At 72.9% G+C, this 22,349-nt stretch carries 19 protein-coding genes; 7 read left to right on the top strand and 12 right to left on the bottom strand.

Going from position 1 to position 22,349, the window contains the following annotated elements; genetic code table 11:
- Window positions 1-130: 130 nt before the first annotated feature.
- Complete coding sequence (locus tag BMY61_RS02175) at window positions 131-1,210, bottom strand: NAD-dependent epimerase/dehydratase family protein (protein WP_425314658.1); 1,080 nt, start codon at window positions 1,208-1,210, stop codon at window positions 131-133.
- Between the two features lie 212 nt (window positions 1,211-1,422).
- On the opposite strand from BMY61_RS02175, the gene BMY61_RS02170 reads away from it, so the two are divergent.
- Together BMY61_RS02170 and BMY61_RS02165 are read left to right on the top strand one after the other, a co-directional pair.
- The gene (locus tag BMY61_RS02170; protein ID WP_042442369.1) at window positions 1,423-3,039 is read left to right on the top strand and encodes a zinc-dependent metalloprotease; all 1,617 of its coding nucleotides are present in this window, start codon (window positions 1,423-1,425) and stop codon (window positions 3,037-3,039) included.
- On the top strand, window positions 3,036-3,620 hold the full coding sequence (locus BMY61_RS02165; RefSeq protein WP_244904191.1) for an NUDIX hydrolase: 585 nt from the start codon (window positions 3,036-3,038) through the stop codon (window positions 3,618-3,620). Before BMY61_RS02170 ends, BMY61_RS02165 begins: the two co-directional genes overlap by 4 nt.
- A gap of 104 nt (window positions 3,621-3,724) precedes the next feature.
- On the opposite strand, the gene BMY61_RS02160 is transcribed toward BMY61_RS02165, so the two are convergent.
- Window positions 3,725-4,312 (bottom strand): M48 metallopeptidase family protein, encoded by a 588-nt coding sequence (locus tag BMY61_RS02160; RefSeq protein WP_075003719.1) that lies wholly within the window; start codon window positions 4,310-4,312, stop codon window positions 3,725-3,727.
- Between the two features lie 249 nt (window positions 4,313-4,561).
- Here BMY61_RS02160 and BMY61_RS02155 point away from each other — a divergent pair, with 249 nt between their 5' ends.
- Window positions 4,562-5,614, top strand: coding sequence for a ThiF family adenylyltransferase (locus BMY61_RS02155; protein ID WP_042442367.1), 1,053 nt, complete (start codon window positions 4,562-4,564; stop codon window positions 5,612-5,614).
- An 86-nt stretch (window positions 5,615-5,700) separates the two neighbouring features.
- Window positions 5,701-7,044: an ABC1 kinase family protein gene (locus BMY61_RS02150; protein WP_042442366.1), complete on the top strand. Its 1,344-nt coding sequence runs from the start codon at window positions 5,701-5,703 to the stop codon at window positions 7,042-7,044.
- A gap of 145 nt (window positions 7,045-7,189) precedes the next feature.
- Here BMY61_RS02150 and BMY61_RS02145 read toward each other — a convergent pair whose 3' ends face one another.
- From BMY61_RS02145 to BMY61_RS02130, 4 genes are all read right to left on the bottom strand, one after another.
- Window positions 7,190-7,417, bottom strand: a complete 228-nt coding sequence (locus BMY61_RS02145; RefSeq protein ID WP_143094122.1) for a hypothetical protein — start codon at window positions 7,415-7,417, stop codon at window positions 7,190-7,192.
- An 89-nt stretch (window positions 7,418-7,506) separates the two neighbouring features.
- Complete coding sequence (locus BMY61_RS02140) at window positions 7,507-7,857, bottom strand: WhiB family transcriptional regulator (RefSeq protein ID WP_342342505.1); 351 nt, start codon at window positions 7,855-7,857, stop codon at window positions 7,507-7,509.
- Window positions 7,858-7,995: 138 nt separating this feature from the next.
- Window positions 7,996-8,418 (bottom strand): hypothetical protein, encoded by a 423-nt coding sequence (locus tag BMY61_RS02135; RefSeq protein WP_042442364.1) that lies wholly within the window; start codon window positions 8,416-8,418, stop codon window positions 7,996-7,998.
- 202 nt (window positions 8,419-8,620) lie between these two features.
- On the bottom strand, window positions 8,621-10,966 hold the full coding sequence (locus BMY61_RS02130) for an ATP-dependent DNA helicase UvrD2 (RefSeq protein ID WP_177240372.1): 2,346 nt from the start codon (window positions 10,964-10,966) through the stop codon (window positions 8,621-8,623).
- Between the two features lie 188 nt (window positions 10,967-11,154).
- Here BMY61_RS02130 and BMY61_RS02125 point away from each other — a divergent pair, with 188 nt between their 5' ends.
- Window positions 11,155-11,406 carry a mycoredoxin gene (locus BMY61_RS02125; protein ID WP_042442363.1) on the top strand — a complete coding sequence of 84 codons (252 nt, stop codon included), beginning with the start codon at window positions 11,155-11,157 and terminating at the stop codon, window positions 11,404-11,406.
- 58 nt (window positions 11,407-11,464) lie between these two features.
- Here the strand turns inward: BMY61_RS02125 and BMY61_RS02120 are convergent, their stop codons facing one another.
- Entirely contained in the window at window positions 11,465-12,280 is an 816-nt protein-coding gene (locus BMY61_RS02120) for a GntR family transcriptional regulator (protein ID WP_075003717.1), read from the bottom strand.
- A 127-nt stretch (window positions 12,281-12,407) separates the two neighbouring features.
- Here BMY61_RS02120 and BMY61_RS02115 point away from each other — a divergent pair, with 127 nt between their 5' ends.
- Window positions 12,408-12,881: an ATP-binding protein gene (locus tag BMY61_RS02115; protein WP_042442359.1), complete on the top strand. Its 474-nt coding sequence runs from the start codon at window positions 12,408-12,410 to the stop codon at window positions 12,879-12,881.
- Between the two features lie 158 nt (window positions 12,882-13,039).
- Here the strand turns inward: BMY61_RS02115 and nudC are convergent, their stop codons facing one another.
- The 3 genes from nudC to BMY61_RS02100 form a co-directional block, all read right to left on the bottom strand.
- Window positions 13,040-13,984, bottom strand: a complete 945-nt coding sequence (gene nudC, locus BMY61_RS02110; protein ID WP_042442525.1) for an NAD(+) diphosphatase — start codon at window positions 13,982-13,984, stop codon at window positions 13,040-13,042.
- 17 nt (window positions 13,985-14,001) lie between these two features.
- Window positions 14,002-15,456: a dipeptidase gene (locus BMY61_RS02105; protein ID WP_042442357.1), complete on the bottom strand. Its 1,455-nt coding sequence runs from the start codon at window positions 15,454-15,456 to the stop codon at window positions 14,002-14,004.
- 200 nt (window positions 15,457-15,656) lie between these two features.
- Window positions 15,657-16,313: a PadR family transcriptional regulator gene (locus tag BMY61_RS02100; RefSeq protein ID WP_042442355.1), complete on the bottom strand. Its 657-nt coding sequence runs from the start codon at window positions 16,311-16,313 to the stop codon at window positions 15,657-15,659.
- A 63-nt stretch (window positions 16,314-16,376) separates the two neighbouring features.
- On the opposite strand from BMY61_RS02100, the gene BMY61_RS02095 reads away from it, so the two are divergent.
- On the top strand, window positions 16,377-17,405 hold the full coding sequence (locus BMY61_RS02095) for an endonuclease/exonuclease/phosphatase family protein (RefSeq protein ID WP_075003716.1): 1,029 nt from the start codon (window positions 16,377-16,379) through the stop codon (window positions 17,403-17,405).
- Window positions 17,406-17,462: 57 nt separating this feature from the next.
- Here BMY61_RS02095 and BMY61_RS02090 read toward each other — a convergent pair whose 3' ends face one another.
- The gene (locus BMY61_RS02090) at window positions 17,463-18,629 is read right to left on the bottom strand and encodes a PP2C family protein-serine/threonine phosphatase (RefSeq protein ID WP_052438296.1); all 1,167 of its coding nucleotides are present in this window, start codon (window positions 18,627-18,629) and stop codon (window positions 17,463-17,465) included.
- A gap of 248 nt (window positions 18,630-18,877) precedes the next feature.
- Window positions 18,878-22,327 carry an ATP-dependent helicase gene (locus tag BMY61_RS47010; protein WP_042442352.1) on the bottom strand — a complete coding sequence of 1,150 codons (3,450 nt, stop codon included), beginning with the start codon at window positions 22,325-22,327 and terminating at the stop codon, window positions 18,878-18,880.
- Between the last annotated feature and the right edge of the window lie 22 nt (window positions 22,328-22,349).

Below are 22,349 nucleotides of genomic sequence, written 5' to 3'. Positions count from 1 at the left end.
TCGTGACATCCGATTTCCATACTGCCTGTACCCTGTGCCGCTACGGGCACCGAACCGCTGCGCGCCGTGGACGGCTCCGCAGCCGGTCCGTACCGCGCAACGCTGCGGGCACTGGACTGCTGCGCACCGATCAGAGGCGCCGGCGCTTGCGCGCCCTGCGCACCAGCGCCGCCGTACCGACCAGGGCCACCGTCGCACCCGCCGCACCGAGGCTGGTCGCGGCGTCCTTGCCGCTCAGGCGTCGGCCGGCCACCGCGTGGTTCCCCGAGACCTGCGCCAGCAACTCCGCCAGCACGTCCTCGTTGCTGTACCGGGGGCGCCAGCCCGCCTCGTGCAGCCGACTGCCGGAGACCACCCACGGGTACATCGTGTAGGCCAGATCGCCCGCCGGCGCAGGCGTCAGCCCGAGCCGGTGCAGGCGCGCGGCCGTACCCAGGGCCAGCGAGGCGGGCAGCTCCATCCGGCGGATGCCGGTGATCTGTTCGACCTCCTCCTGCTCCAGCCAACCGTCGCAACCGACGGTGACCTCTCCCTCGACGATGCCCAGCGCCGCGTACTCGAGCGCGGTCGTCAGGTCGTCGACGTGGCAGAACTGCCAGCACGGCCGGGAGCCCGCCACGACCAGCAGCCGGGGCGCCTCGAAGTGCCGGGTCAGCACGGTGTCCACGCCCGGCCCCACGAGCACGGCCGGACGCAGCACCGTCACGGAGAGCCCGGGGTGGACATGGGGCGCCCGCCGGGCGAGGCGCTCGATCTCCAGCAGGTCACCCACCAGGGTGGCCTCCTCGGTCGCCCGCAACGGCGCGTCCTCCGCCAGGGGGACCTCGTTGTCCGGCAGTGCGCCGTAGACCATCGCGGAGGTGCACAGCACGACCCGGTGCACCCCGGCCGCGGCCGCGGCCGTGATGACCGTCTGGGTGCCCCGCACGTTGTAGGCCGACCGCGCCTTCGGGTCCGACTCCATGCCGAGGTCGAGAGCCAGGTGGACCACCACGTCCACACCGGCCAGCCGCTCCGCCACCGCCGGGTCCCGGACGTCGAGGACACGCCACTGGACGCCCTTGGCCTCACCGCGGCGCTCGTCGATCGCGAGCACCCGGCGCACACCCTGGGCTTCGGCGAGACGCCGGACCAGACGCTCGCCCATGCCCGACGCGGCACCGGTGACGGCCACGACCAGCGGCGGACCGGAGTACTCGGGACGGTCCACCTCGGCCTCCTCGTCACCCGCCGGCTCCACGTGGTCACCGGTCAGCCCAGAGCGAACGTCCGAAGGCGGGGAACTCACCGGCTATCCTCCACGGTTAGTTTTGATGCGTACGTAAGTGTCACGTACCGGTCCATCCTGCCCGAGGCCAGGGCATGGCGGTGCACCCGGCACCCGCCGTGTTCCGGCGCCGGCCTATCAGATCGAGGCGACTCGTGAGCGACATCCCCTTCGGCTTCGGCCTTCCCCCCGAGGAGCCCGAGGAGGGCAAGGAGGGGAAGCAGGGCGGCTCCGGAGACCAGGGCGGCAGTGGCGGCAGCAGTGGCCAGGGCGGCTCCGGGAACCAGGGCAACAACCCGTTCGGTTTCGGCTTCCCCGGCTTCCCTGGTCTGCCCGGTGGCCCGGGCGGCTCCGGCAACGCCGGTGACAACCCCTTCGCCGCCATCTTCGGCGGCATGAACCCCAACGACATCGGCGCGGCCTTCCAGCAGCTCGGCCAGATGCTCTCCTTCGACGGCGGCCCGGTCAACTGGGAGCTCGCCAAAAACATCGCGCGCCAGGCCGTCGTGCAGGGCACCGGCGAGGAGGGGTCCAAGGACCGCTCGGTCGCCGACTCGGAGCGCTCCGCCGTCTCCGAGGCGATGCGGCTCGCCGAGCTGTGGCTGGACTCCGCCACGGCGCTGCCCGCAGGCGCCGCCGGGGCGGTCGCCTGGAGCCGCGCCGAGTGGATCGAGGCCACCCTGCCGACCTGGCAGCAGCTCGTGGACCCGGTGGCCGAGCGTGTCGGCGCGGCCATGGGCAGCGTGGTGCCCGAGGAGATGCAGGCCATGGCCGGCCCGCTGCTCGGCGTCATGCGCAGCATGGGCGGTGCCATGTTCGGCACCCAGATCGGCCAGGCTCTCGGCGCCCTGGCGGCCGAGGTGCTCGGCTCCACCGACGTCGGCCTGCCGCTGGGCCCGGCCGGAAAGGCCGCCCTGCTGCCGCAGAACATCGAGCTGTTCGGCGAGGGGCTCTCCGTCCCCGCCGACGAGGTCCGCCTCTACCTCGCCCTGCGCGAGGCGGCACACCAGCGTCTCTTCGCCCACGTGCCGTGGCTTCGCCAGCACCTCTTCGGCGCCGTCGAGGCCTACGCGCGCGGCATCAAGGTCGACACCGCCCGCCTGGAGGACCTGGTCGGCCAGGTCGACCCGATGAACCCCGAGTCGCTCCAGGAGGCCATGAGCGGTGGCCTCTTCCAGCCCGAGGACACCCCGGAGCAGAAGGCCGCCCTGGCCCGTCTGGAGACGGCACTCGCCCTCGTCGAGGGCTGGGTGGACGCGGTCGTTCACGCCGCCGCCTCCCCGCACCTGCCGCACGCCGCCGCCCTGCGGGAGACGCTGCGGCGCCGTCGGGCCTCCGGTGGCCCGGCCGAGCAGACCTTCGCCACCCTGGTCGGCCTGGAGCTGCGCCCGCGTCGGCTGCGCGACGCCTCGCGTCTGTGGGCCTCGCTGGCCGACGCCCGCGGCACCGACGGCCGGGACGCCCTCTGGGGCCACCCGGACATGCTGCCGACGGCGGCCGATCTGGACGACCCGGACGGCTTCGTGCACGGCTCCGGCACCCCGGACCTGGCGGAGCTCGCCGAGGGCGGGATCGACTTCTCCAAGCTGGACGAGCTGCTCAACGAGGCCGCCGAGCGACGCCCCGGCGCCCCCGGCAGCGACAAGAAGGGTGACGGCGCCCCCGCCGACGGGGCTTCGGACACCCCGGACGCTGCGCAGACCAAGGACGGCGAGCCGGAGCACGGCAAGCCCGAGGACGGGGACGAGCGGAAGCCGGGTGGCGACCAGTGATCTCCTCCGCCGTGACGACCGACTCGGTCCTGCACACCGACGCCGTCCGGGTGCTGCGCGACTGGCAGGCACCCGACGACGAGCAGGACCGGCTGCGCCTCGACTACCTCGACCACCTCGACGCCCGCGGCGATGGGGTCTGGCGCAGCTGCCGGCCGGCCCACATCACCGCCAGCGCCCTGGTTGTGGACGCGGAGGCCGGTCGGGTGCTGCTCACCCTTCACCCCAAGGTGGGCCTGTGGCTGCAGTTGGGCGGTCACTGCGAGCCCGAGGACACGACCCTGGCCGGGGCTGCGCTGCGCGAGGCCCGGGAAGAGTCCGGTATCGCCGAAGGCCTGACCCTCTTCGGTGAGGGGCCCGTCAAGCTGGACCGCCACGCGGTGCGCTGTGCCGGCAAGGACCAGCCGGAGAACACCCATCTGGACGTCCAGTACCTGGTCGTGGCACCCGCCGACGCGGTGGCCACGATCAGCGAGGAGTCCTTGGACCTGCGCTGGTTCCCGTGGGACGCCCTGCCCGCCGACACCGACGTCTCGGTGCGGCGGCTGGCCGACATGGCCAGGGCAGCCCTGCAGCGCTGACGGATCGCCGGAATACCGGGGGTCGGTTCCATGGGTACCCGCACGGTCGTGCGTTCGTCGTGGTGTGCGCCCGTTCGCGGCGATGCCGCCTCGGATGCGCGGCCTCAGTGGCTCTCGCGCTGGGCGGGCAGCCGCGCGGCCACCACGCCCTCGAGGTAGCCCCGCGCCCGCTCGGTTCGCGGGTAGGACTCCAGCAGGGCCCAGAACCGGCTCCCGTGGTCCGGCTCCAGGAGGTGGGCGAGCTCGTGCAGCAACACGTAGTCGACCACGTATTCGGGCATGCCCTGCAGCCGGTGGGAGAGCCGTATGGTGCCCTCCGACGGGGTGCAGGAGCCCCAGCGGGTGTTCTGGTTGGTGACCCAACGGACACTGCGGGGCTCGGCCCGGCCACCCAGGTACTTCCTGGACAGCTCACGGGCCCGCGCCACGAGTTCGTCGGCACCGAGGATCTGTCGGCTCTCCCGGGCTTCGAGCCGATCCAGCATCCGTGCCACCCAGCGCTTCTCCTCGGCCGCGGACATGCGGGCGGGGATGAGCACGATCGTGCGTCCGTCCTCGCGATAGGCGGACACCGTGCGGCTGCGTCGGGCGCTTCGGCGCACCTCGACATCCTGCGCCGAGGACCGGCTCTGGGCTGCTGCCAGAACAGGCCTGCGCGGCGCAGCAGGACGGTGCTCCGGTCCGGCAGCCACGGCGCAGACGCTACCTTCCGACACCGACAAAAGTCCCGACCTGATGGCTGAATTTCTCCCTTCGGGTGGTCATCGCCACAGCGGGAATAGCGCTAATCCACAGCAAAACCGGACCAACCCGCAGGCCATATGAGCGATCATCAGACTGTATCCACAGCCCTGTGGATAACTTTGCGCACGTTTTTCGCCCCGGGTGCATGCTGACGCCGTCAGATCCGGCAGGACCCACCGCTCGGAACGGAGACGTCGATGCGCCCCTGTCTCAAGCCCGCCCTTCGCCCCGCCTGGCGCGACCGGGAGACGCTGCAGTTCGGCCTCGGCCTCGGCCCCGGGCACGGAGGAGTGGTGACAGCAGCGCCGGCCGAGGCCCGCTTCCTCGACCTGCTGGACGGCACCAGGGAGCTGTCCGCGCTGCCGGGCGAGGCCGCCCGGCTCGGTATCGGCCCCGAGCGCGCCGGCGAGCTGCTGGAGGAGCTGCTCGCCTGCGGCGCCCTCGACGACAGCGTCGCCCATCGCCCGTTGCTGGCCCTGCCGCCCGAGGAGCGGGCCCGGCTGGCACCGGATCTCGCCGCACTCTCGCTCGCCCGGCCCGGTCCGGGCGCGGCTCCCGCCGCCCTGCTCGCCCGCCGCGAGGCACGGGTCGAGGTGCGCGGGGCGGGCCGGGTAGGGGCTGCGGTCGCCTCACTGCTCGCCGCGGCCGGGGTCGGCCGGGTCCGGGTCCGGGACGCCGGCCGGGTCGCGCCGGAGGACGCCTCGCCCGCCGGGCTTCGCCCGGACGACGCCGGTCGGTTGCGCACCGACGCGGCCCGGGCAGCCGTCCGCCGCGCCGCACCAGGGCTGCCGGACGAGACAGCGGCCGCACAGGGTCTGCCCGATCTCGTGGTGGTGGCCCCGCGCGGCCTGCCCGATCCGGAGCTCGGGCAGGCGCTGGTGCAGGCCGGGCTCCCCCACCTGTACGCGGGTGTGGTGGAGACGACCGGCTCGGTGGGGCCGCTGGTGCTGCCGGGCACCAGCCCCTGTGGGCGCTGCCTCTCCTGCCACCGCGCCGACGCCGACCCGAGCTGGCCGCTGCTGCTGGCCCAGCACTGCAGTGGCCGGTCCGCTCCCGGCGCCTGCGACGCCACCCTCGCCGCCACGGTCGCGGCCACGGCGGCCCTGCACGCGCTGATCTACCTGGACGGCGGGACACCGCCTAGCCTTGGCGGGTGGGTCGACATCTCGATGGTCGACGGCTCGATGCGCCGCCGCCCGCTCGATCCGCACCCCGACTGCGGCTGCTGCTGGCAGCCAGGGGCAGAATGACCTCAGCCGCACGCACACCACGTACTGGCCGAGCAACCGTCCGGGCCCGACCGCCCGGGGCGGGCCCGACCAGCAGGGAGGCATCCGTGAGCGATCTTCCACGCAAGGCAGTGACCCGCACGGCGAAACTCGCTGCCCTGCCGTTGGGGATAGCCGGACGCGCCACCCTCGGGCTGGGCAAGCGCATCGGTGGTCGTCCTGCGGAGGAGGTCGCGGCGGAGCTCCAGCAGCGCACCGCGGACCAGTTGTTCAAGGTCCTCGGCGAGCTGAAGGGGGGCGCGATGAAGTTCGGCCAGGCGCTGTCCGTCTTCGAGGCCGCCCTCCCGGAGGAGGTGGCCGGCCCCTACCGGGCGGCGCTCACCAAGCTCCAGGAGGCCGCGCCGCCGATGCCCGCCGCCTCCGTCCACAGCGCCCTGGCGGAACGGCTCGGGCCGGACTGGCGGGATCTGTTCAGCTCCTTCGAGGACAAGCCGTCCGCGGCGGCCTCCATCGGTCAGGTGCACCGGGCCGTCTGGCACGACGGCCGCGAGGTCGCGGTCAAGGTCCAGTACCCGGGCGCCGGTGACGCCCTCCTCTCGGACCTCACCCAGCTGAGCCGGGTGGCCAGACTCATCGGGCCACTGATCCCGGGCCTGGACGTGAAGCCGCTGATCGCGGAGCTGCGCAACCGCGTCACCGAGGAGCTCGACTACGCCCTGGAGGCCGAGTCCCAGGCCGTCCACGCCGAGGAGTTCGCCGGCGACCCGGAGATCCGGGTCCCCGCCGTGGTGCACTACGCCGACCAGGTCCTGGTCACGGAGTGGCTGGAAGGAGTGCCGCTCTCCGAGATCATCGCGTCGGGCACGCAGGAGCAGCGGGACCGGGCGGGCCGGCTGCTGGCCCGGTTCCTCTTCGCCGGTCCCGCCCGCACCGGGCTGCTGCACGCGGATCCACACCCGGGCAACTTCCGGCTGCTGGTCGACGAGGGCCCGGCGGAGGGCTGGCAGCTGGGCGTCCTCGACTTCGGCACGGTCGACCGTCTGCCCGAGGGGCTGCCGGTGCCGATAGGGACCGCCTTGCGGCTGGCGCTCCAGGGGGACGCAGCCGGGGTGCTGGAGATGCTCCGGCAGGAGGGCTTCGTCAAACCCACCATCGCCCTCGATCCTGACGCGGTGCTGGACTACGTGCTCCCGATCATCGAGCCGGCCGCCGTCGACGAGTTCCGGTTCACCCGGAGCTGGATGCGGGCCCAGGCCGCCCGGGTCGGCGATCCCCGCTCCCCCGCCTACGCGCTGGGGCGCCAGTTGAACCTGCCGCCCTCCTACCTGCTGATCCACCGGGTGACGCTCAGCACCATCGGTGTGCTGTGCCAGCTCGACGCCACCGCTCCGTTCCGCGACGAGCTGCTCGCCTGGCTGCCGGGCTTCGCGGACGAGGAGGCTCTCGCCTGAGGCAGTTCCGGGGTCGCGTGGCCGCCCCGGAAAGCCCTCGGGCCCGCCTCCCCGAAGGGAGGCGGGCCCGATCAGTGTCTTTTCGGTTCTGCTGTGCCGACCTGTCGTCGGATCAGCGTCGCTCCGGAGTCGCTCCGGAGTCGGATCAGAGGACGACGGCGGCGAGCGCGCGCCGGGCGCGCAGCGAGGCGCGCTCGGCACGGCGCCTCAGCTGGAGCGCACGCAGCAATCGTTCGCGCTCGGCCTCCTGCAGACGCTCTTGCATGTGGACACGGGCCAGGGCTTCGGGCATGAGTTGCATCGTGAGGGTCCTGTTCTGGGAGGTCTCGGTGTGGAACGCGGAGCGGGGGCGGGCGTTGGCGGGACGGTTCATCGGAGGGACCTGCTTGTCGTCGAGGGGGTTCGAATCGATCACCGGATCGGCGATCTCACGGATGGAAGTACGCAGTGCGCCTGCGGGGGTCACGCCATGACCTCGGTCTTGCGCGGGCGGCCACGCGGCCGCTTGCGGGCCACGACGACACCCTGGACGAAGAGCTCGCCACCCCAGACGCCCCACGGCTCGCGGCGCTCGAGGGCACCGGTCAGGCAGGCGTCCTTCACCGGGCAGGTGCCGCAGAGGGACTTGGCGTACTCCACGTCCGCCGGGGACTCGGCGAAGAAGACCTCGGGGTCGAGGGCGCGGCAGGGGATCGGGGCGCCGAGCGTCTCGGCCTCCTCGAACGCGGTGAGCTGCATCAGGGATACCTCCGGGGGGTGGGAGTCGTCGAAGTGGTCGGCGTTTGCGGCTGACGGGGCGAGTGAGGTGGTCACGGGTGACACGGTCGCGTCGTCTTCCTTCGTGAGTCGGTGTTCTCGATTGGGTTCTGTTGTGCGCCTGTGGGCAAACAGAAGGGCCGCGGATCCCGATTCGGGTTCCGCGGCCCTGGAAGGTGCCGACCTGATGCAGGCTCAGGTTCGATCTATCCAGGGGTCAGGTCCGCGGAGGGCCTGAATCGTCATCGCCGCTGCGGCGATCTTCTGCATGTGGAGCTGGTGCTGCTGGGGCTGCTGCTTCGTCTGGGTTCCGGCACCCGTCGCGTCGCCATAACCGCCGGCCAGGGCGGACAGCTTCACTACGGACGCCGACAGCGGTCGCTCGAGACGACGGGCATCCCAGGCGCCGAGGCCGTTACCAGCCAGGGCGGCAAAGGCGTCACTCGCGACGGTCGCTTCGGCGGCGACGCGCACACGGGTGGCCTCGACACCGGTGCCTGCGAAGGACAGACCACTGGCCTTGCCACAGGGCAGGCCGAAGCCACGCATGCCGAAGCCACGCATGCCGAAGTCCGCGACGGTCACCGTCCGGCCAGCCAGTTTCGTCATGCTGATCACAATGTCCGCCTCCCTTCGGCGCGCTCGGGGTCCGCTGGTTCGGCGGACCCGTAGGTGGTCACTTCCTTCAAGCTTGCAGGACAGCTCGGGAGCTGTACAGCACGCAGCAGTAACGCCCGCTGCAGGGGGTGCCTGAGTGGGCTCGGTCTCGTTTCCTCGACCGTGCTCGGCACGCTAGTAGGGTCCGCACTGCGGGCGCAAACTATTTTTCCGGCGAGTCTTCAGACTCGTCCGCCGAGGGTGCCGGCTCGCCCCACTGGTCCGAGATGTCCGCCTGTTCGCCCTGCTCGGACGCGGGATCCGCGCCCGGGGACGGGTTCAACTCGAGCTGCGAGTCGACGCCGGACGGATCGGCGCCGGACACCAGCGAGAGCACGGCCTCGCCGTACTTCTCCAACTTGGCCCGGCCGACGCCGGAAATCTGGCCGAGCTCCGGCAGATCCCCCGGCTGCTGCTCGGCGATCGCGATCAGCGTGGCGTCCGTGAAAACGCAGTAGCCCGGCAGGCTCTGCTCGCGGGCCGTGCGTCCCCGCCAGTCGCGCAGGCGCTCGTACAGGCCCTCGTCCAGCGTGGAGGGGCAGTCCTCGCAGCGGCGCAGCTTGCGCTCCACCGCCTCGGTCAGCACCCGACCGCACACCCGGCACTTGATCGGCGACCGGCTGCGGGCGGCCCGGCCGCCGTCGCGGGAAGCGGCCGAGGCCGCACCGCTGCGACCCGCCCCGCCTCGCTGGGCGGAGCCGGGGCGCAGGCCGTCCAGGAACCGGGACGGGCTGCGGGAGGCGCGTCCGCCCGGGGACCGGGCCAGCGCCCAGGACAGGCCCAGGTGCTCCCGCGCGCGGGTGACGCCGACATAGAGCAGTCGTCGTTCCTCCTCGACCTGCTCGTCCGTCTTGGCGTAGGTGATCGGCATCATGCCCTCGGTCAGGCCCACCAGGAACACCGCGTCCCACTCCAGGCCCTTGGCCGAGTGCAGCGAGGCGAGGGTGACGCCCTCGACGGCCGGTGCGTGCTGTGCGGCGGCGCGCGCGTCGAGCTCGGCCACGTAGGCCGCGAGGTTGGCCGGCTGCTGCGCGGCTTGCTGCGCCGTCTCGAAGTCCTCGGCGAGGCGGACCAGCGCCGCGAGCGACTCCCAGCGCTCACGCACCGCACCCGATCCGGCCGGGGGCTGGGTGGTGAAGCCTCGCGTCGACAGCACCGCGCGGACCTGGTCGGCGAGCCGCTCGGGCGCGTCCTCCAGCAGCGGGTCGACCGCGCCGCCGCCGGCGCGCGCGGCACCGCGCAGCAACAGGCCGGCCTCGCGCACCTCGGGACGCTCGAAGAAGCGCTCCGCGCCGCGCAGCTGGTACGGGATGCCCTGGTCCGCGAGGGCCTGCTCGTAGACCTCGGACTGGGCGTTGACCCGGAACAGCACCGCGATCTCGCTGGCCCGGACGCCCGAGTCCAGCAGGGCGCGGATGCGCTTGGCCGTGCCCTCGGCCTCGGCGGGCTCGTCCGGGTACTCCAGGTAGACCGGCTCGGGGCCGGCGTCGCGCTGGGAGACCAGCTCCAGGCGGTGCTGCGCGGCCTGGCCGCGCGCCTGGGCGAGCAGGCCGTTGGCGAGGTGGACGACCTGCGGGGAGGAGCGGTAGTCGCGGACCAGCTTGATCACCGCCGCGTCGGGGTGACGAGTCCGGAAGCCCAGCAGGTACGCGGGCGTGGCGCCGGTGAAGGAGTAGATCGTCTGGCTGGCGTCGCCGACCACGCAGAGGCTGGAACGGGGGCCGAGCCACAGGTCCAGCAGACGCTGCTGCAGCGGGGAGACGTCCTGGTACTCGTCGACGACGAAGTGCTGGTACTGGGCGCGGACCTGTTCGGCGACCTCCGGCCTCTCGTCCAGCACGCCGACGGCGAGGAGCAGCACGTCCTCGAAGTCGATCACGCCGCGGTCGCGCTTGAGCTCCTCGTAGACCTTGTAGACCTGGCGGATCTCGGCGGGATCACGCGGCGTCTCCCGACCCGCCTTCACGGCGGCCGCGGGGTAGTCCTCGGGAACGGTCTGGGTGACCTTGGCCCACTCGATCTCGGCCGTCAGGTCGCGCAGCTCGGTGCGCTCCAGACGGATCCGGCAGCGTCCCGCGGCCTCGGCCACCAGCTGCACCTTGCGTTCGAGCAGACGCGGCACCTCGCCGCCGACCACCCGGGGCCAGAAGTACTGGAGCTGGCGCAGGGCGGCGGCGTGGAAGGTGCGGGCCTGGACGCCCTCGACGCCGAGCTGGCGCAGGCGGCCGCGCATCTCCCCGGCCGCGCGGGCGGTGAACGTGACCGCGAGGACCCGCTGGGGCTGCATCACGCCGCTGCGGACCCCGTAGGCGATCCGGTGGGTGATGGCGCGGGTCTTGCCCGTCCCGGCGCCCGCGAGGACGCAGACGGGGCCGTGCAGCGCCGTGGCGACCGCGCGCTGCTCCGGGTCGAGCCCGGCAAGCACGGCGTCGGCGTCGCGGTGGCCGCCGGGGCCGCTCGCGTGGGGACCGGGAAAGGACGACAGCGTGCCTGGGAGCTCTACCTGCATGCCGCCCATCCTCTCAAGCCGCAGCGACAACCCGGGTCACGTTGTCCACAGGGCCGGTCAGCTGATACGACGGACCGACCCGGCCCGATCGGCCCGGGGAATGCCGCCCAAGGCGGCCGCGTTGCGTCTACCGGCGACGAGAGCGCCGGGACAGACCAGCCGGGACAGACCCAAGAGGAGCGATACCGATGTCCGCCAAAGTCACGATGTACAGCACGACCTGGTGCGGGTACTGCCAGCGGCTGAAGTCGCAGCTGACCCGCGAGGGCATCGAGTACACCGAGATCAACATCGAGCAGGACCCGGAGTCGGCCGCCTTCGTCGAGAAGGTCAACAACGGCAACCAGACGGTCCCGACGGTGATCGCGGTCTCCTCCGCCGGCGCCGAGACGGTGATGACCAACCCGTCGCTGGCGCAGGTCAAGGCCGCCATCGCCTGATCTCGCGCCGCCGACCTCGCGGCAGCCGACCGGCCCCGGGCACCCCGCCCGGGGCCGGTCATCGTTGTGCCGGGACCCGCCCCACGGACGCGGTGGACTCCAGGCCCCCGAGCGAGTAGACGAGCCGGTTGCGGTCCGCGCAGTAGCGGGTCTCGGTGACCCGGACCGGGCCCGCCTGGGCCACCCCCGTGCGCAGTTGGACCAGCAGCGGGACGCCGGGACCGGCCTGGAACCAGCGGGCCTCCTCCGGGTTCGGCATCCTGGCGCACAGTTCGTCGACGCACGCCGTCTCGACGTGCCCCGCCTCCGCGAGCGCCGCCTCGTCCCCGCCGGGTACCGGGTCCGGGTCCATCAGCGCCGTGGCGGCGGCCAGCCGGACCGGGTAGTGGCTCTCCTCGACCGACCAGGGTTCGCCGTCGAGATAGCGCAGCACCCTCCGCAGCACGACCGCCTCCCCGGGGGCGAGCCGGAGGCGTTCGGTGATGTCAGTGGTCGCTCTTACGATCAGCATCTGGAAGTCCGACGTCAATTTCCGCCCCGCTGCCTGCGCCTCTTCCACATATACGGATGTGGCCGCACCCAGAGGGGTTCCTGGAGCGGCGCCGTTCGGTGCACGATAGACGTGGTGATCGACGACGCTGTGGTCCTTCAGATAGGTCCCTTTTCCCTGGATGCGGACCAGAAGCCCTTCATTGACGAGAACATCAACAGCAAGTCGGACAGTATTACGAGCAACGCCGTACTGACTTTCCAACTCGCCTTCCACCGGCAGCGGCACGCCGCCCTGCCACTCCCCGTCCATGATCCGGCGCCGCAGATCCGCGGCCAGCCGCTGATATTTCGGGGCCTGGCCCGCCCCTCGGGAAATGTTCACCCGGAGAATGTAGCCATTGCGCTTGCGCGGCCTCAGGGAAACGAGCCAACATCGGTCAAGGCTGGCTCAATCCGGATTATCCCAACTACTTGCGCGCCCTCACGATCCTGCCCTGGAGGCATGAACGATGAACGACCGGAGAGCCTGGGCGGCTGTCGCCTCCTTCCCGCCCCACCCGCGCAATGTCCGGCACGCCCGCCGGATCACCAGGACCGCGCTCGCCGCGTGGGGTGCCACCGAGCTCGTCGACAGTGCCGAGATGGTCGTCTCCGAGCTGGTCACCAACGCGATGCGGTACGGGAGCGGCCCGGTCGACCTCACCCTCGCCCTCAGCGAGACGGGCCTGCGGGTCTCCGTGACCGACGAGGGCACGACGCTGCCCACGGCCAGGGAGGCAGGGGCGGACGCGCTCGGCGGACGCGGCCTGCAGATCGTCCGACTCCTCGCCGAGAGCTGGGACGTCGTGGTCCGGCTCACCGGTAAGACGGTGACCTGCGTCCTCGCCCTGGACCCCAAGCGGGCGGACGACGCCGCGCCGGGGACCGCGGCGGATCTCACCGGCCTCACCGCCGTCACGCTTTCGGGCGAAGCGGGCGCGTGAGGGCGGCTCCGGGCGCACGATGAGCGCCGCACACCGACTCGGGGGCGCGTAGCCGACCTGGCGCGCCGCCCATGGCAAGGGGCTCCGTCGGCGCGGCTGAGCCGCACGGCTTCGGAGCCCCGGAACGGCGCGTCCGCCCCGCTGGGCGGACGCGCCGGCTACCAGCTCACCTCGGGCAGCGGCTGCCCGTACCAGAGCTCGATCAGGCGGCGGGCGATGGAGATGCCCGACGGCGGCAGGGTGGTTCCCGCCGCCATACCCGCGGCGAGGTCCTCGCGGCTGAACCAGCGGGCCTCGTCCAGCTCCTCGCCGTCCACACGGATGTCGGCCGCGCCCGGACGAGAATCGATCCTGGCCGTGAAGCCGAGCATCAGGCTGGCCGGGAAGGGCCAGGGCTGCGAGGCCACGTAGCGGACCGAGTCCAGGTCGACGCGGACGCCCGTCTCCTCGGAGACCTCTCGGGCCACCGCCTGCTCCAGCGACTCCCCCGGCTCGACGAAGCCGGCCAGGGTCGAATAGCGGCCCTCCGGCCACAGCGCCTGGCGGCCGAGGAGCGCCCGGTCCTGCTCGTCGGTGACGAGCATGATCACGGCGCCGTCGGTGCGGGGGTAGTGCTCCCGGGCACAGGAGGTGCAGCGGCGCACGTGGCCGGCCGCAGCGACGGCCGTCTCGTGGCCGCAGCCGGGGCAGAAGCGGTTCGCGCTGTGCCAGTTCTCCAGGGCCGTGGCGTGCACCAGCAGGCCGGCGTCGCGGGCTCCGAGCAGGCCGCCGACCTCCCGCAGGCCGGCCGGGCGCTCCGGGCCGTCCAGGCGGCCCGGCAGCTGGGCACAGAGGACCGCGAAGTACGCCGTGGCGTCCTCGTCGCAGCCGAGGAAGATCCGTTCGCCCTCCGCGGGCGCATCGAAGGCGCTGAGCAGCACCAGCTCGGTGCCGGCCTCGGTGTCCGCCACGAAGGCCTTGCCCTCGGCGACCGCCAGCACCCTGGTGCTCGGGTGGCTCCAGGCCGCGGCGAGCCACGGCTCGTCCAAGCGGCGCTCCGCGGCGCGGTCGACACCGGCGCGCGCAAGCGGCAACGTACGGTCGAAGTGCTCCTGAACCGTCACGGTTCCCTCCCCCTTGATCAGTTGTCCGCTGCCGCGGCAGCGGACCCGGCGGCGGGCCTGACCGGCCCTCCGGCCCAGGTGGCGGCGAGGTCGGACCACAGGTAGGCCGCGGTCTCCACGCCCTTCACCAGCAGGTCGAGCTCGACCTTCTCGTTGATGGAGTGCCAGCCGTCCGAGGGCACCGAGATGCCCAGGAAGAGCACCGGCGCACCGAGCACGTCCTGCAGGTCCGCAGCAGGACCGGAGCCGCCTTCGCGGGTGAAGAGGATCCGCTGCTCGAACGCCCGGCCCATCGACCGGACCAGCGACTGCAGCGCCGGGTGGTCGAGCGGCGTCAGGCACGGCCGCGTCGCACCGCGGAACTCGACCTCGTACCGGATGCCCGGGGTCACCTGCTGGGCGACCCAGTCGGCCAGCGACTGCTGCACCTTGTCCGCGTCCTGGCCGGCCACCAGCCGGAAGGAGAGCTTCACGTGCGCCGAGGCGGGCACGATGGTCTTGCCGCCGGGGCCGGTGTAACCGCCCCAGATGCCGTTGACCTCCGCCGTGGGACGGGCCCAGACCCGCTCCAGGGTGGTGAAGCCCGCCTCGCCCTGGGTGCCCCGGGACTTGGCGACCTTGAGCCACGCCTCCTCGTCGAAGGGCAACGCGGCGAACAGCTCCCGCTCCCGCTCGGTCAGCTCCAGCACCCCGTCGTAGAAGCCGGGGATCGCCACCCGCCGGTCGGCGTCGTGCAGGGCCGCGATGAGGCGTGCCGCCTCGTCGGCCGGGTTCGGCACGGCGCCGCCGAAGGAGCCGGAGTGGATGTCGGTGTCCGGGCCGTAGAAGTTGATCTCGGCGTCCGCGACGCCGCGCATGCCCGTGCAGACGGTCGGCGTGGTCTCGGCCCACATGCCGGTGTCGGAGACGATCACGATGTCGGCGGCGAGCCGCTGCTCCTGGCGGCGCACCAGATCGACGAAGTTCGCCGACCCCGACTCCTCCTCGCCCTCGATCAGCAGCTTGAGGTTGACGGCGGGGGCAGTACGGCCGGTCGCGGCGAGGTGGGCGCGCACGCCGAGGGTGTGGAAGAAGACCTGGCCCTTGTCGTCGGCCGCGCCCCGTGCAAAGAGGCGACCGTCGACGACCGTCGGCTCGAAGGGCTCGGTCGCCCAGCCGTCCTCGCGGGCCGCCGGCTGCACGTCGTGGTGGCCGTAGACGAGGACCGTCGGCGCGGCCGCGTCTCCCGAGGGCCACTCCGCGAAGACGGCAGGGAGGCCGCCGTTCTCGGTCTCCCACACCTCCGCCACCGGGAAGCCCGTCTCGCGGAGCTTTGCGGCCAGCCACTCCGCGGAGCGGCGCACCTCGCCGGCGCGGGCCGGATCGGCGGAGACGGACGGGATGCGCAGCCATTCGGCGAGATCGTCGAGGAAGGCGGAGCGGTGCTGGTCGATGTAGGCACGGACGACGCTGTCCGGGGCTTCGGAGCTCATGGCACGACTCTAGTTCGAAGCCGCGCCTGCCCGGCAACCGCGTTTGATCACATCGCACCCGCTGAACACCCCGTCCGGCCGGGTCGATCCTCCCGGGGGCCTCCGGTCAGGGGATCAGGCCGACCTCACGCAGCGCATGGACGTCGATCGCGCCCTGAGCGTGAACGCGTGACACGGCGCGCAGTCGCAGGACCGCCGCGTCACCCGCCCCCGTTGTGAACACACCTCTCGCCCTTGCCCGTGGACACTCGGTCAACAGCAACTCCGCCGGCTCCGACGTCCACCGAACCGGCGGCGGGTCGCTGGGAGGCGGCGCGCAACAGGCGTGTCTCGCAGTGGTCCAGCCAGCGCACCTCGGCCTCGGCCTGGAAGATCAGCTGGTCGAGCACCAGCAGCCAGGCGAGGTCCCGCCCGTGCGCCTGCTCGTTCCCTTCCGCGTCTGTCACCGCGCCGAGCGCCCGTGCCTTGAGCCGCGTGTAGTCCTGGAGCGCGCGCATCGTGTGGCCTCGCTGGGCCTGCACCATCGAGGCGACGTCCACGCCGGGGACGGTCACCGCCATGGCGAGCTTGATCGCCAGCTCGTCACGGGGCGGGTTGTCCCGGCGTACGGGCGTGTCGAACCAGGAGCGCAGCTCCCCCCGCCCGTCGTCGGTGATCGCGTAGAAGACGTGACCCTCGGCGTCCTCGCCGGAGGGCTCGACCAGACCGTCCCGCTCCAGGCGACCGAGCGTCGTGTACACCTGCCCGACGTTGAGCGGCCAGGTGGCACCGGTGCGGGCCTCGAACTCGACACGCAGTTGGTAGCCGTAGCGCGGGCCCTCGTCGAGGAGGGCGAGCAGGCCGTGGCGGATCGACATACTCGGTATGTATACCGGGTATGCATGCTTGCGGCAAGGGTCCGCTGGCGTAGGTTCGACACCGTGAGCCAGCTGCGCGTCGCGACCTTCAACCTCCTGCACGGCCAGCCGATGGACCGCGCCGGCCGTCCGATGCCGATCACCCGCCCCGACGAACGCCACCCCGAGGAGGGCCACCCGGAGGAAGGCCGCCCAGAGGAAGGCCGCCCCGGCGAAGGCGGTCCCCGTCCCGCAGCGGACGCGACAGGACCGCTCGCCGACGCGATCGCCGCGCTGGACGCGGACGTCCTCGCCCTCCAGGAGGTCGACCGCTTCCAGGAGCGCTCAGGCCTCGTCGACCAGGCCGCCGTCGGAGCCAAGGCCCTCGGCGCCCGGGACTACCGCTTCGCTGCGGCCGTCGTCGGGCGACCGGCCCCCGTCGCGGGCTGGGTTCACGCACCGGACGCCACCGCGCTGCGCGTCTACGGCCCCGACGACGCCGGCCGCGACGCCGACCAGCCCGCCTACGGGACAGCGCTGCTGACCCGGCTCCCGGTGCTGCACTGGCGGGCCCGACGGTTCCCGGCGGCGCCCTTCGGGCTGCCGCTGCGGGTGGCCGGTCGCCGCGGCCTCACACCCGTCCCGGACGAACCGCGGGCTGCGCTGGCGGCGGTGCTGGACGGGCCTGCCGGTCCGTTCACCGTTGTCGCAGCCCATCTGTCGTTCGTGCCGGGCTGGAACATGGGCCAGCTCGCCGGCATGCGTCGGTGGATCGCCGACCTGCCGATGCCCTACCTGCTGCTGGGCGACTTCAACCTGATCGGCCCCGTGCCGCGCACGGTGCTCGGCGGCGCCTCCGTCATGGACAGCGGCCGGCTCCCGCTGCGACCGCGGGCACGCCGCCCTCGGCGCGCCGCGTCGCCGCGCGGACGCCTCCAGGGCTGGCACGACCTGGCCCGCACCCCCACCTACCCGGCGCACCGCCCTACCGTGCAGTTCGACCACGTGCTCGCGGTCGGCGTGCCCCGCACCGCCGTCCAGCGGGTCGAGACGCCGACGTCGGGCGTCTCCGACCACCGACCGCTCCTCGTCGAGATCGCCCTCCCACGCTGACGCGCGGCGCGGCACCACGCTGGGTAGCGCGGTGCAGTGCGGCGCGGTGCGGCGCCGCTACTCGCGCGGGTCGCCGCGATCGAGCAGGGGCAGCTGGTCGGCCTGGGTGGTCGAGACGCGGGGGTGGACGACGGAGCGGTGCGGGGCCGGCGCCGCGCTCGCGGGGAGCGGGGCGTACTGCAGGAGCAGCATCGCCGCGTCGTCGCCCAGCTGGTGTCCGACGTGGCGCCGGACGTCCTCGTGGAGGCGGTCCAGCACGAGGGCAGGCGTCTCGGCCGTCGCGCAGTCCGGCACCCGCTCGGCCAGGGGGTAGAAGACACCCCAGCTGTTGCGAGCCTCGATCACGCCGTCGGTGTACAGCAGCAGGCGGTCGTCCTCCTGGAGCGGCAGGCGCAGGATCGGGGGACGGACGTCCTCCGGCTCCAGGACCCCGAGCGGCGGGACGTTGGACGGCGGGTCCAGGAAGCGGACCGGGGTGCCGCGCCGCAGCAGCAGCGGAGCAGGGTGGCCGCAGTTGACGATCTCGACCACGGCGTCGGGGCCGACGCCCACCAGCACCAGCGTCACGAACTCCTCGTCGCTGCCCTCGTGCTCGCCGTCGTTCTCGTGCAGGGCGCGGCCGAGGCTGTCGGCGAGCCAGGTGGCGACCTTGTCCAGGGACTGCTCCTGGTGCGCGGCCTCCCGGAACGCGCCGAGGATCGCGGCGGCCGTCTCCACCGCCGCGAGGCCCTTGCCGCGTACGTCCCCGATGACGGCGCGGACCCCGTAACGGGTCTGCACCACCTCGTAGAGGTCGCCCCCGATGCGGGCGTGGGCGGCGGCGGCCGCGTAGTGGACGGCGGCGCGGACCGGACCGATGCGCTCCGGGATGGAACGCAGCAGGATGCGCTGGGCGACCTCGGAGACCAGGCGGGCGTCGGCCAGGGCGCGCTCCTGCCGGTTGCGCAGGATGACACTGGCCGCACCGATCGCCGTGATCAGCACGATGGCGAGGACGCTGGCGGTGTGCACCGAGGCGGACATGGTCCGGTCCTCGGCGGCGATGCCGAAGGCCTCACCGATGGTGACCCCGCCGACCAGGAGCGGGAACCACAGGCTGTTGCTGACGACGGCGGCGAGCGCGGGCCCGGCCGAGAGCGCCGGTTCGAAGGTGACGTCGGGGTTGTTGCTGGCCCGGTCGAGTACGAAGACCAGGGCCACGCCGAGGAAGGGCAGCAGGAGCACCCCCCTGCCCCTGTGGCTGAGCTGGCGGAACCTTCCGGCGGCAGTCAACGTCGTCTCTCCTGCGGGCACTGTGCATCGAGGTGCAACGAGGGTGCATGAACGTGGGCGGTGTGTGCGAGCGGGCGCGTCCCAACTGCGGCCCCGACCGCGGCCGGTTTTGGTCCAACGTCTTTCGTTCGACGTCGGATCGAAGTTGACTGGTTAGCGTCCCCACATTAGGCGCGAATTGGACAGGCTGCACAGTCCTTTCACAAAGCCTCCGTGGCTGCTTCACCGATGCGTTCCCCGTTCGGAGCAACCGCGTCGAGCAGCGCCTCCAGCCCCTCCCGGCCCGGCAGCGCCTGCGGTCTCACGACCGTTCCGCTACGAACATACAGAAACGCGGCGGACACCAGGGCCGGATCCAGACCCTCGCGTTCCGCCCAGGCCAGACGGTAGACGGCGAGCTGCAGCGGGTCGGCCGTCTCCCGATGGTTGGTCTTCCAGTCGACCACCTCGAAGCCCTGCGGCGTGCGGTAGACCGCGTCGATCCGGCCACGGACCACGCGGCCGCCGAGGACCAGTTGGAACGGCTCCTCGATCCGGTACGGGGTGCGCGCGGCGTACTCCGTTCGGAGGAATGCCTCCTTGAGCCGGGCCAGGTCCCGTTCGTCCTCGATGCCCGAGTCGTCGAGGCCCGGCAGCTCCTCCTCGCCGAGCAACAGCAGCGGCTCGACCGCGAGCCGGGACTCGACCCACGCGTGGAACCGGGTGCCGCGGCGGGCGGCGGGCTGCGGCGGACGCGGCACCGGCCGGGCCAGCTCGCGCGCGAAACCGTCCGGATCCGCCGCGACGCGCAGCAGCTGCGAGGCGGAGAGCGACGCCGGCAACGCCACCTCCCGCACCCGGGAGCGGGAGCGGCGCAGCTCGGCGGAGAGGAGCTCCAGGTCACGGTCCCAGGAGGCGACCAGCCTGCGCTCCTCCGCCGCCTCCGGCTCCGGCTCCGGGGAGGCCTCGCCGCGGGAACCGGCCAGCACGCGCGTGCCGGCGGCGCGGCGCGCGGCCTGGGCGGCCGCGTCCAAGGGCAGCGGCCAGGCGTGCTCGACGGTCTGATCCAGCGCCGGGTTCTGCGCGTCCTCGGCCGGTGGCTCGGCCCAGTGCTCGATCTCCACACCGCTGCCGGGCTGCTCCTCGCCGAAGATCCGCAGCGCGTCCAGGAACGGGGACGGCCCGCGCGGGCGCTTCTGCGACGGCCCCCACCAGTGGCCGGAGGCGTAGAGCAGGGCGCGGGGACGGGTGAAGGCCACGTAGCCGAGGCGCAGCTCCTCGGTGGCGGCGTGTGTCTTCATCTCGGCCTCGAACTCCTTGAGGCCCGCCGAGGTCCACGCCGGATCGGCGGGCAGCGAGGCCGCGTCTCCGCGCAGGGTGTGCGGAAGCACCTCGGGGCGCGAGGTCCACCGCTCACGCCCTGTTCCGCTGGGGAAGGCGCCCTTGACCAGGCCCGGGACGAAGACGACGTCCCACTCCAGGCCCTTGGACTTGTGCGCGGTGAGCACCTTCACCGTGTCCTCGCCGCTGGGCAGGTTGTTGTCGAGCCCGCGGTCGTACTCCTGGGCCGTACGCAGGAACGCCAGGAACGCCCCCAGCGACGGATCGCCGTCCAGGTCCGCAAAGCCTGCGGCAACGTCGAGGAAGGCCGACAGGGTCTCCCGACGGCGCGCGGCGAGGGCGTGCGGCGAGGCGGCGAGCTCCACCTCCAGGCCCGTGACCGTGAGCACCCGGTGCAGCACGTCCATCAGCGGCTCGGCGAGGGCACGGCGCAGCTCGCGTATCTCGACGGCCAGCCGCTGGAAGCGGGCGGCGGCATCCGCAGAGAACGGCAGCTCCGGCTCGCCGGCCTGCCCGGGATAGAGGAAGGACTCCAGGGCGTCCGCCAGCGACACGATCTCCGTCGGATCGGCCTCGGCAACGGCCTGCTCCAGCTTGTCCTGGCGTCCGTCGTCCCCGGCGACGCGGACCAGGTCCCGGGCCCGGCGGCCGAGCAGGGCGAGGTCGCGCGGCCCGATCCGCCAGCGCGGGCCGCTCAGCAGCCGGACCAGGGCGGCGTTGGCCGTCGGATCCTGCAGCACCTCGCAGGTGGCGACGAGATCCGCGATCTCCGGCAGGTGAAGCAGCCCCGACAGGCCGACCACCTCGACCGGCACGTCCCGCGCGACCAGCGCGGCGTGCACGTCCGGGAAGAGCTCGCGGCCGGCACGGCAGAGCACGGCGATCCGGCCGGGCGCGGTGCCCGTGCGGACCAGGTGGGCGATGCTGTCCGCGACCCAGGCCACCTCGGCCTCGTGCGTCTCCAGCAACGCGCAGCGCAACCCGCCCGCCTGCTCCTCCCCCGGCGCGGGCCGCAACGCGGCGACGCCCTCGTGCATGGCGCGCAGCGGCGCGGCGAGGTCGTTGGCGAAGGCGAGCAGCCGCCCGCCGGACCGGCGGTTCTCGCTGAGCGAGTACCGCGCGGCAGGAGCGCCCTGCACACCGCGCGGCGCGGCGTCGTCGGCGCGGGCGTCTGCGTCGGCGACCCCGACGTCGTGGGCGGCGACCGGCGGCTCCGCGCCGAGGCTGCGCGCGGCGTCCGCTTCGCGGCGGTACGTCGGATCCGCCTCGCGGCTGCGATCTCTGTCCGCCTCGCGGCTGCGATCACGATCCGCTTCGCGACTGCGATCACTGTCCGCTTCGCGGAAGTGGTGCGGGAACTCGTCCAGGTTGGCGACGGAGGCGCCCCGCCAGCCGTAGATGGCCTGGCAGGGGTCGCCGACGGCGGTGACCGGGTGGCCGGTGCCGTCGCCGAAGAGGCTCGCGAGCATCAGGCGCTGGGCGACGGAGGTGTCCTGGTACTCGTCCAGCAGCACGACGGCGAACTGCTCGCGCAGCAGCCCGCCGACCTCGGGGCGGGTCAGCGCGAGGCGCGCGCACGCCGCGATCTGGTCGCCGAAGTCCATCAGCTGGGCCTCGCGCTTGCGGGCGCGGTAGCGGACGACGAGCTCGGCCAGCTCCCGGCGTGCCTCGGCCGCCACAGGGACCGCCCGCAATGACTCGTTGCCGAGCTTGACGCCTGCCAGCGAGGCCAACAGTTCGGTGTCGTGCGTGATCAGGCGCTCCGGCGGAACCAGGTGCTCGGCCAGCTCGCCGTCCAGCTTGACCAGCTTGGCGATGAGCGAGGACACGCCGTCCTTGAGCCCCGGGTAGGGGCCCGGCGCCTGGCGCAGCACCCGTGCGGCGAGCTGGAAGCGGGTGGCGTCGGCGAGCAGCCGGACGTCGGGCTCCAGGCCGATGCGCAGGCCGTGGTCGGTCAGCAGCCGACCCGCGAAGGCGTGGTAGGTGGAGATCTCCGGCTCGCCGAACTCGTCACCCCCCGCCTGCGCGGACGGCTCGACACGCTCGGTCTCGACGACGCCGGCGTGCAGCAGCGCCTTGCGCACGCGTTCGGCGAGCTCGGCGGCGGCCTTGTTGGTGAACGTCAGCCCGAGCACCTGCTCCGGCCGGACCTGGCCGGTGCCGACGAGCCAGACCACGCGCGCGGCCATCACCGTGGTCTTGCCCGAGCCCGCGCCCGCGACGATGACCGCGGGGGCGAGCGGCGCGGTGATCGCGCGCAGCTGCTCCGCGGTGAACGGGATCCCGAGGAGCTCCCTGAGCTCCTCGGGACTGGTCAGACGGCCGGGCATACCCCAACGCTAGCGCGGGGGT

The sequence above is a fragment of the Streptacidiphilus jiangxiensis genome (genome assembly GCF_900109465.1).
Taxonomy (GTDB): domain Bacteria; phylum Actinomycetota; class Actinomycetes; order Streptomycetales; family Streptomycetaceae; genus Streptacidiphilus; species Streptacidiphilus jiangxiensis.
The sequence above is the reverse complement of the archived record's forward strand: the minus strand, read 5'-3'. Positions and strand labels throughout refer to the sequence as shown.

Excerpts from the sequence above, each read along its gene's own strand:
- BMY61_RS02155 (WP_042442367.1), top strand. The coding sequence starts at position 4,562 with ATGCGCCCCTGTCTCAAGCCCGCCCTTCGCCCCGCCTGGCGCGACCGG.
- BMY61_RS02145 (WP_143094122.1), bottom strand. The coding sequence starts at position 7,417 with ATGAACCGTCCCGCCAACGCCCGCCCCCGCTCCGCGTTCCACACCGAG.
- BMY61_RS02130 (WP_177240372.1), bottom strand. The coding sequence starts at position 10,966 with ATGCAGGTAGAGCTCCCAGGCACGCTGTCGTCCTTTCCCGGTCCCCAC.
- BMY61_RS02125 (WP_042442363.1), top strand. The coding sequence starts at position 11,155 with ATGTCCGCCAAAGTCACGATGTACAGCACGACCTGGTGCGGGTACTGC.
- BMY61_RS02115 (WP_042442359.1), top strand. The coding sequence starts at position 12,408 with ATGAACGACCGGAGAGCCTGGGCGGCTGTCGCCTCCTTCCCGCCCCAC.
- BMY61_RS02105 (WP_042442357.1), bottom strand. The coding sequence starts at position 15,456 with ATGAGCTCCGAAGCCCCGGACAGCGTCGTCCGTGCCTACATCGACCAG.
- BMY61_RS02100 (WP_042442355.1), bottom strand. The coding sequence starts at position 16,313 with ATGTCGATCCGCCACGGCCTGCTCGCCCTCCTCGACGAGGGCCCGCGC.
- BMY61_RS47010 (WP_042442352.1), bottom strand. The coding sequence starts at position 22,327 with ATGCCCGGCCGTCTGACCAGTCCCGAGGAGCTCAGGGAGCTCCTCGGG.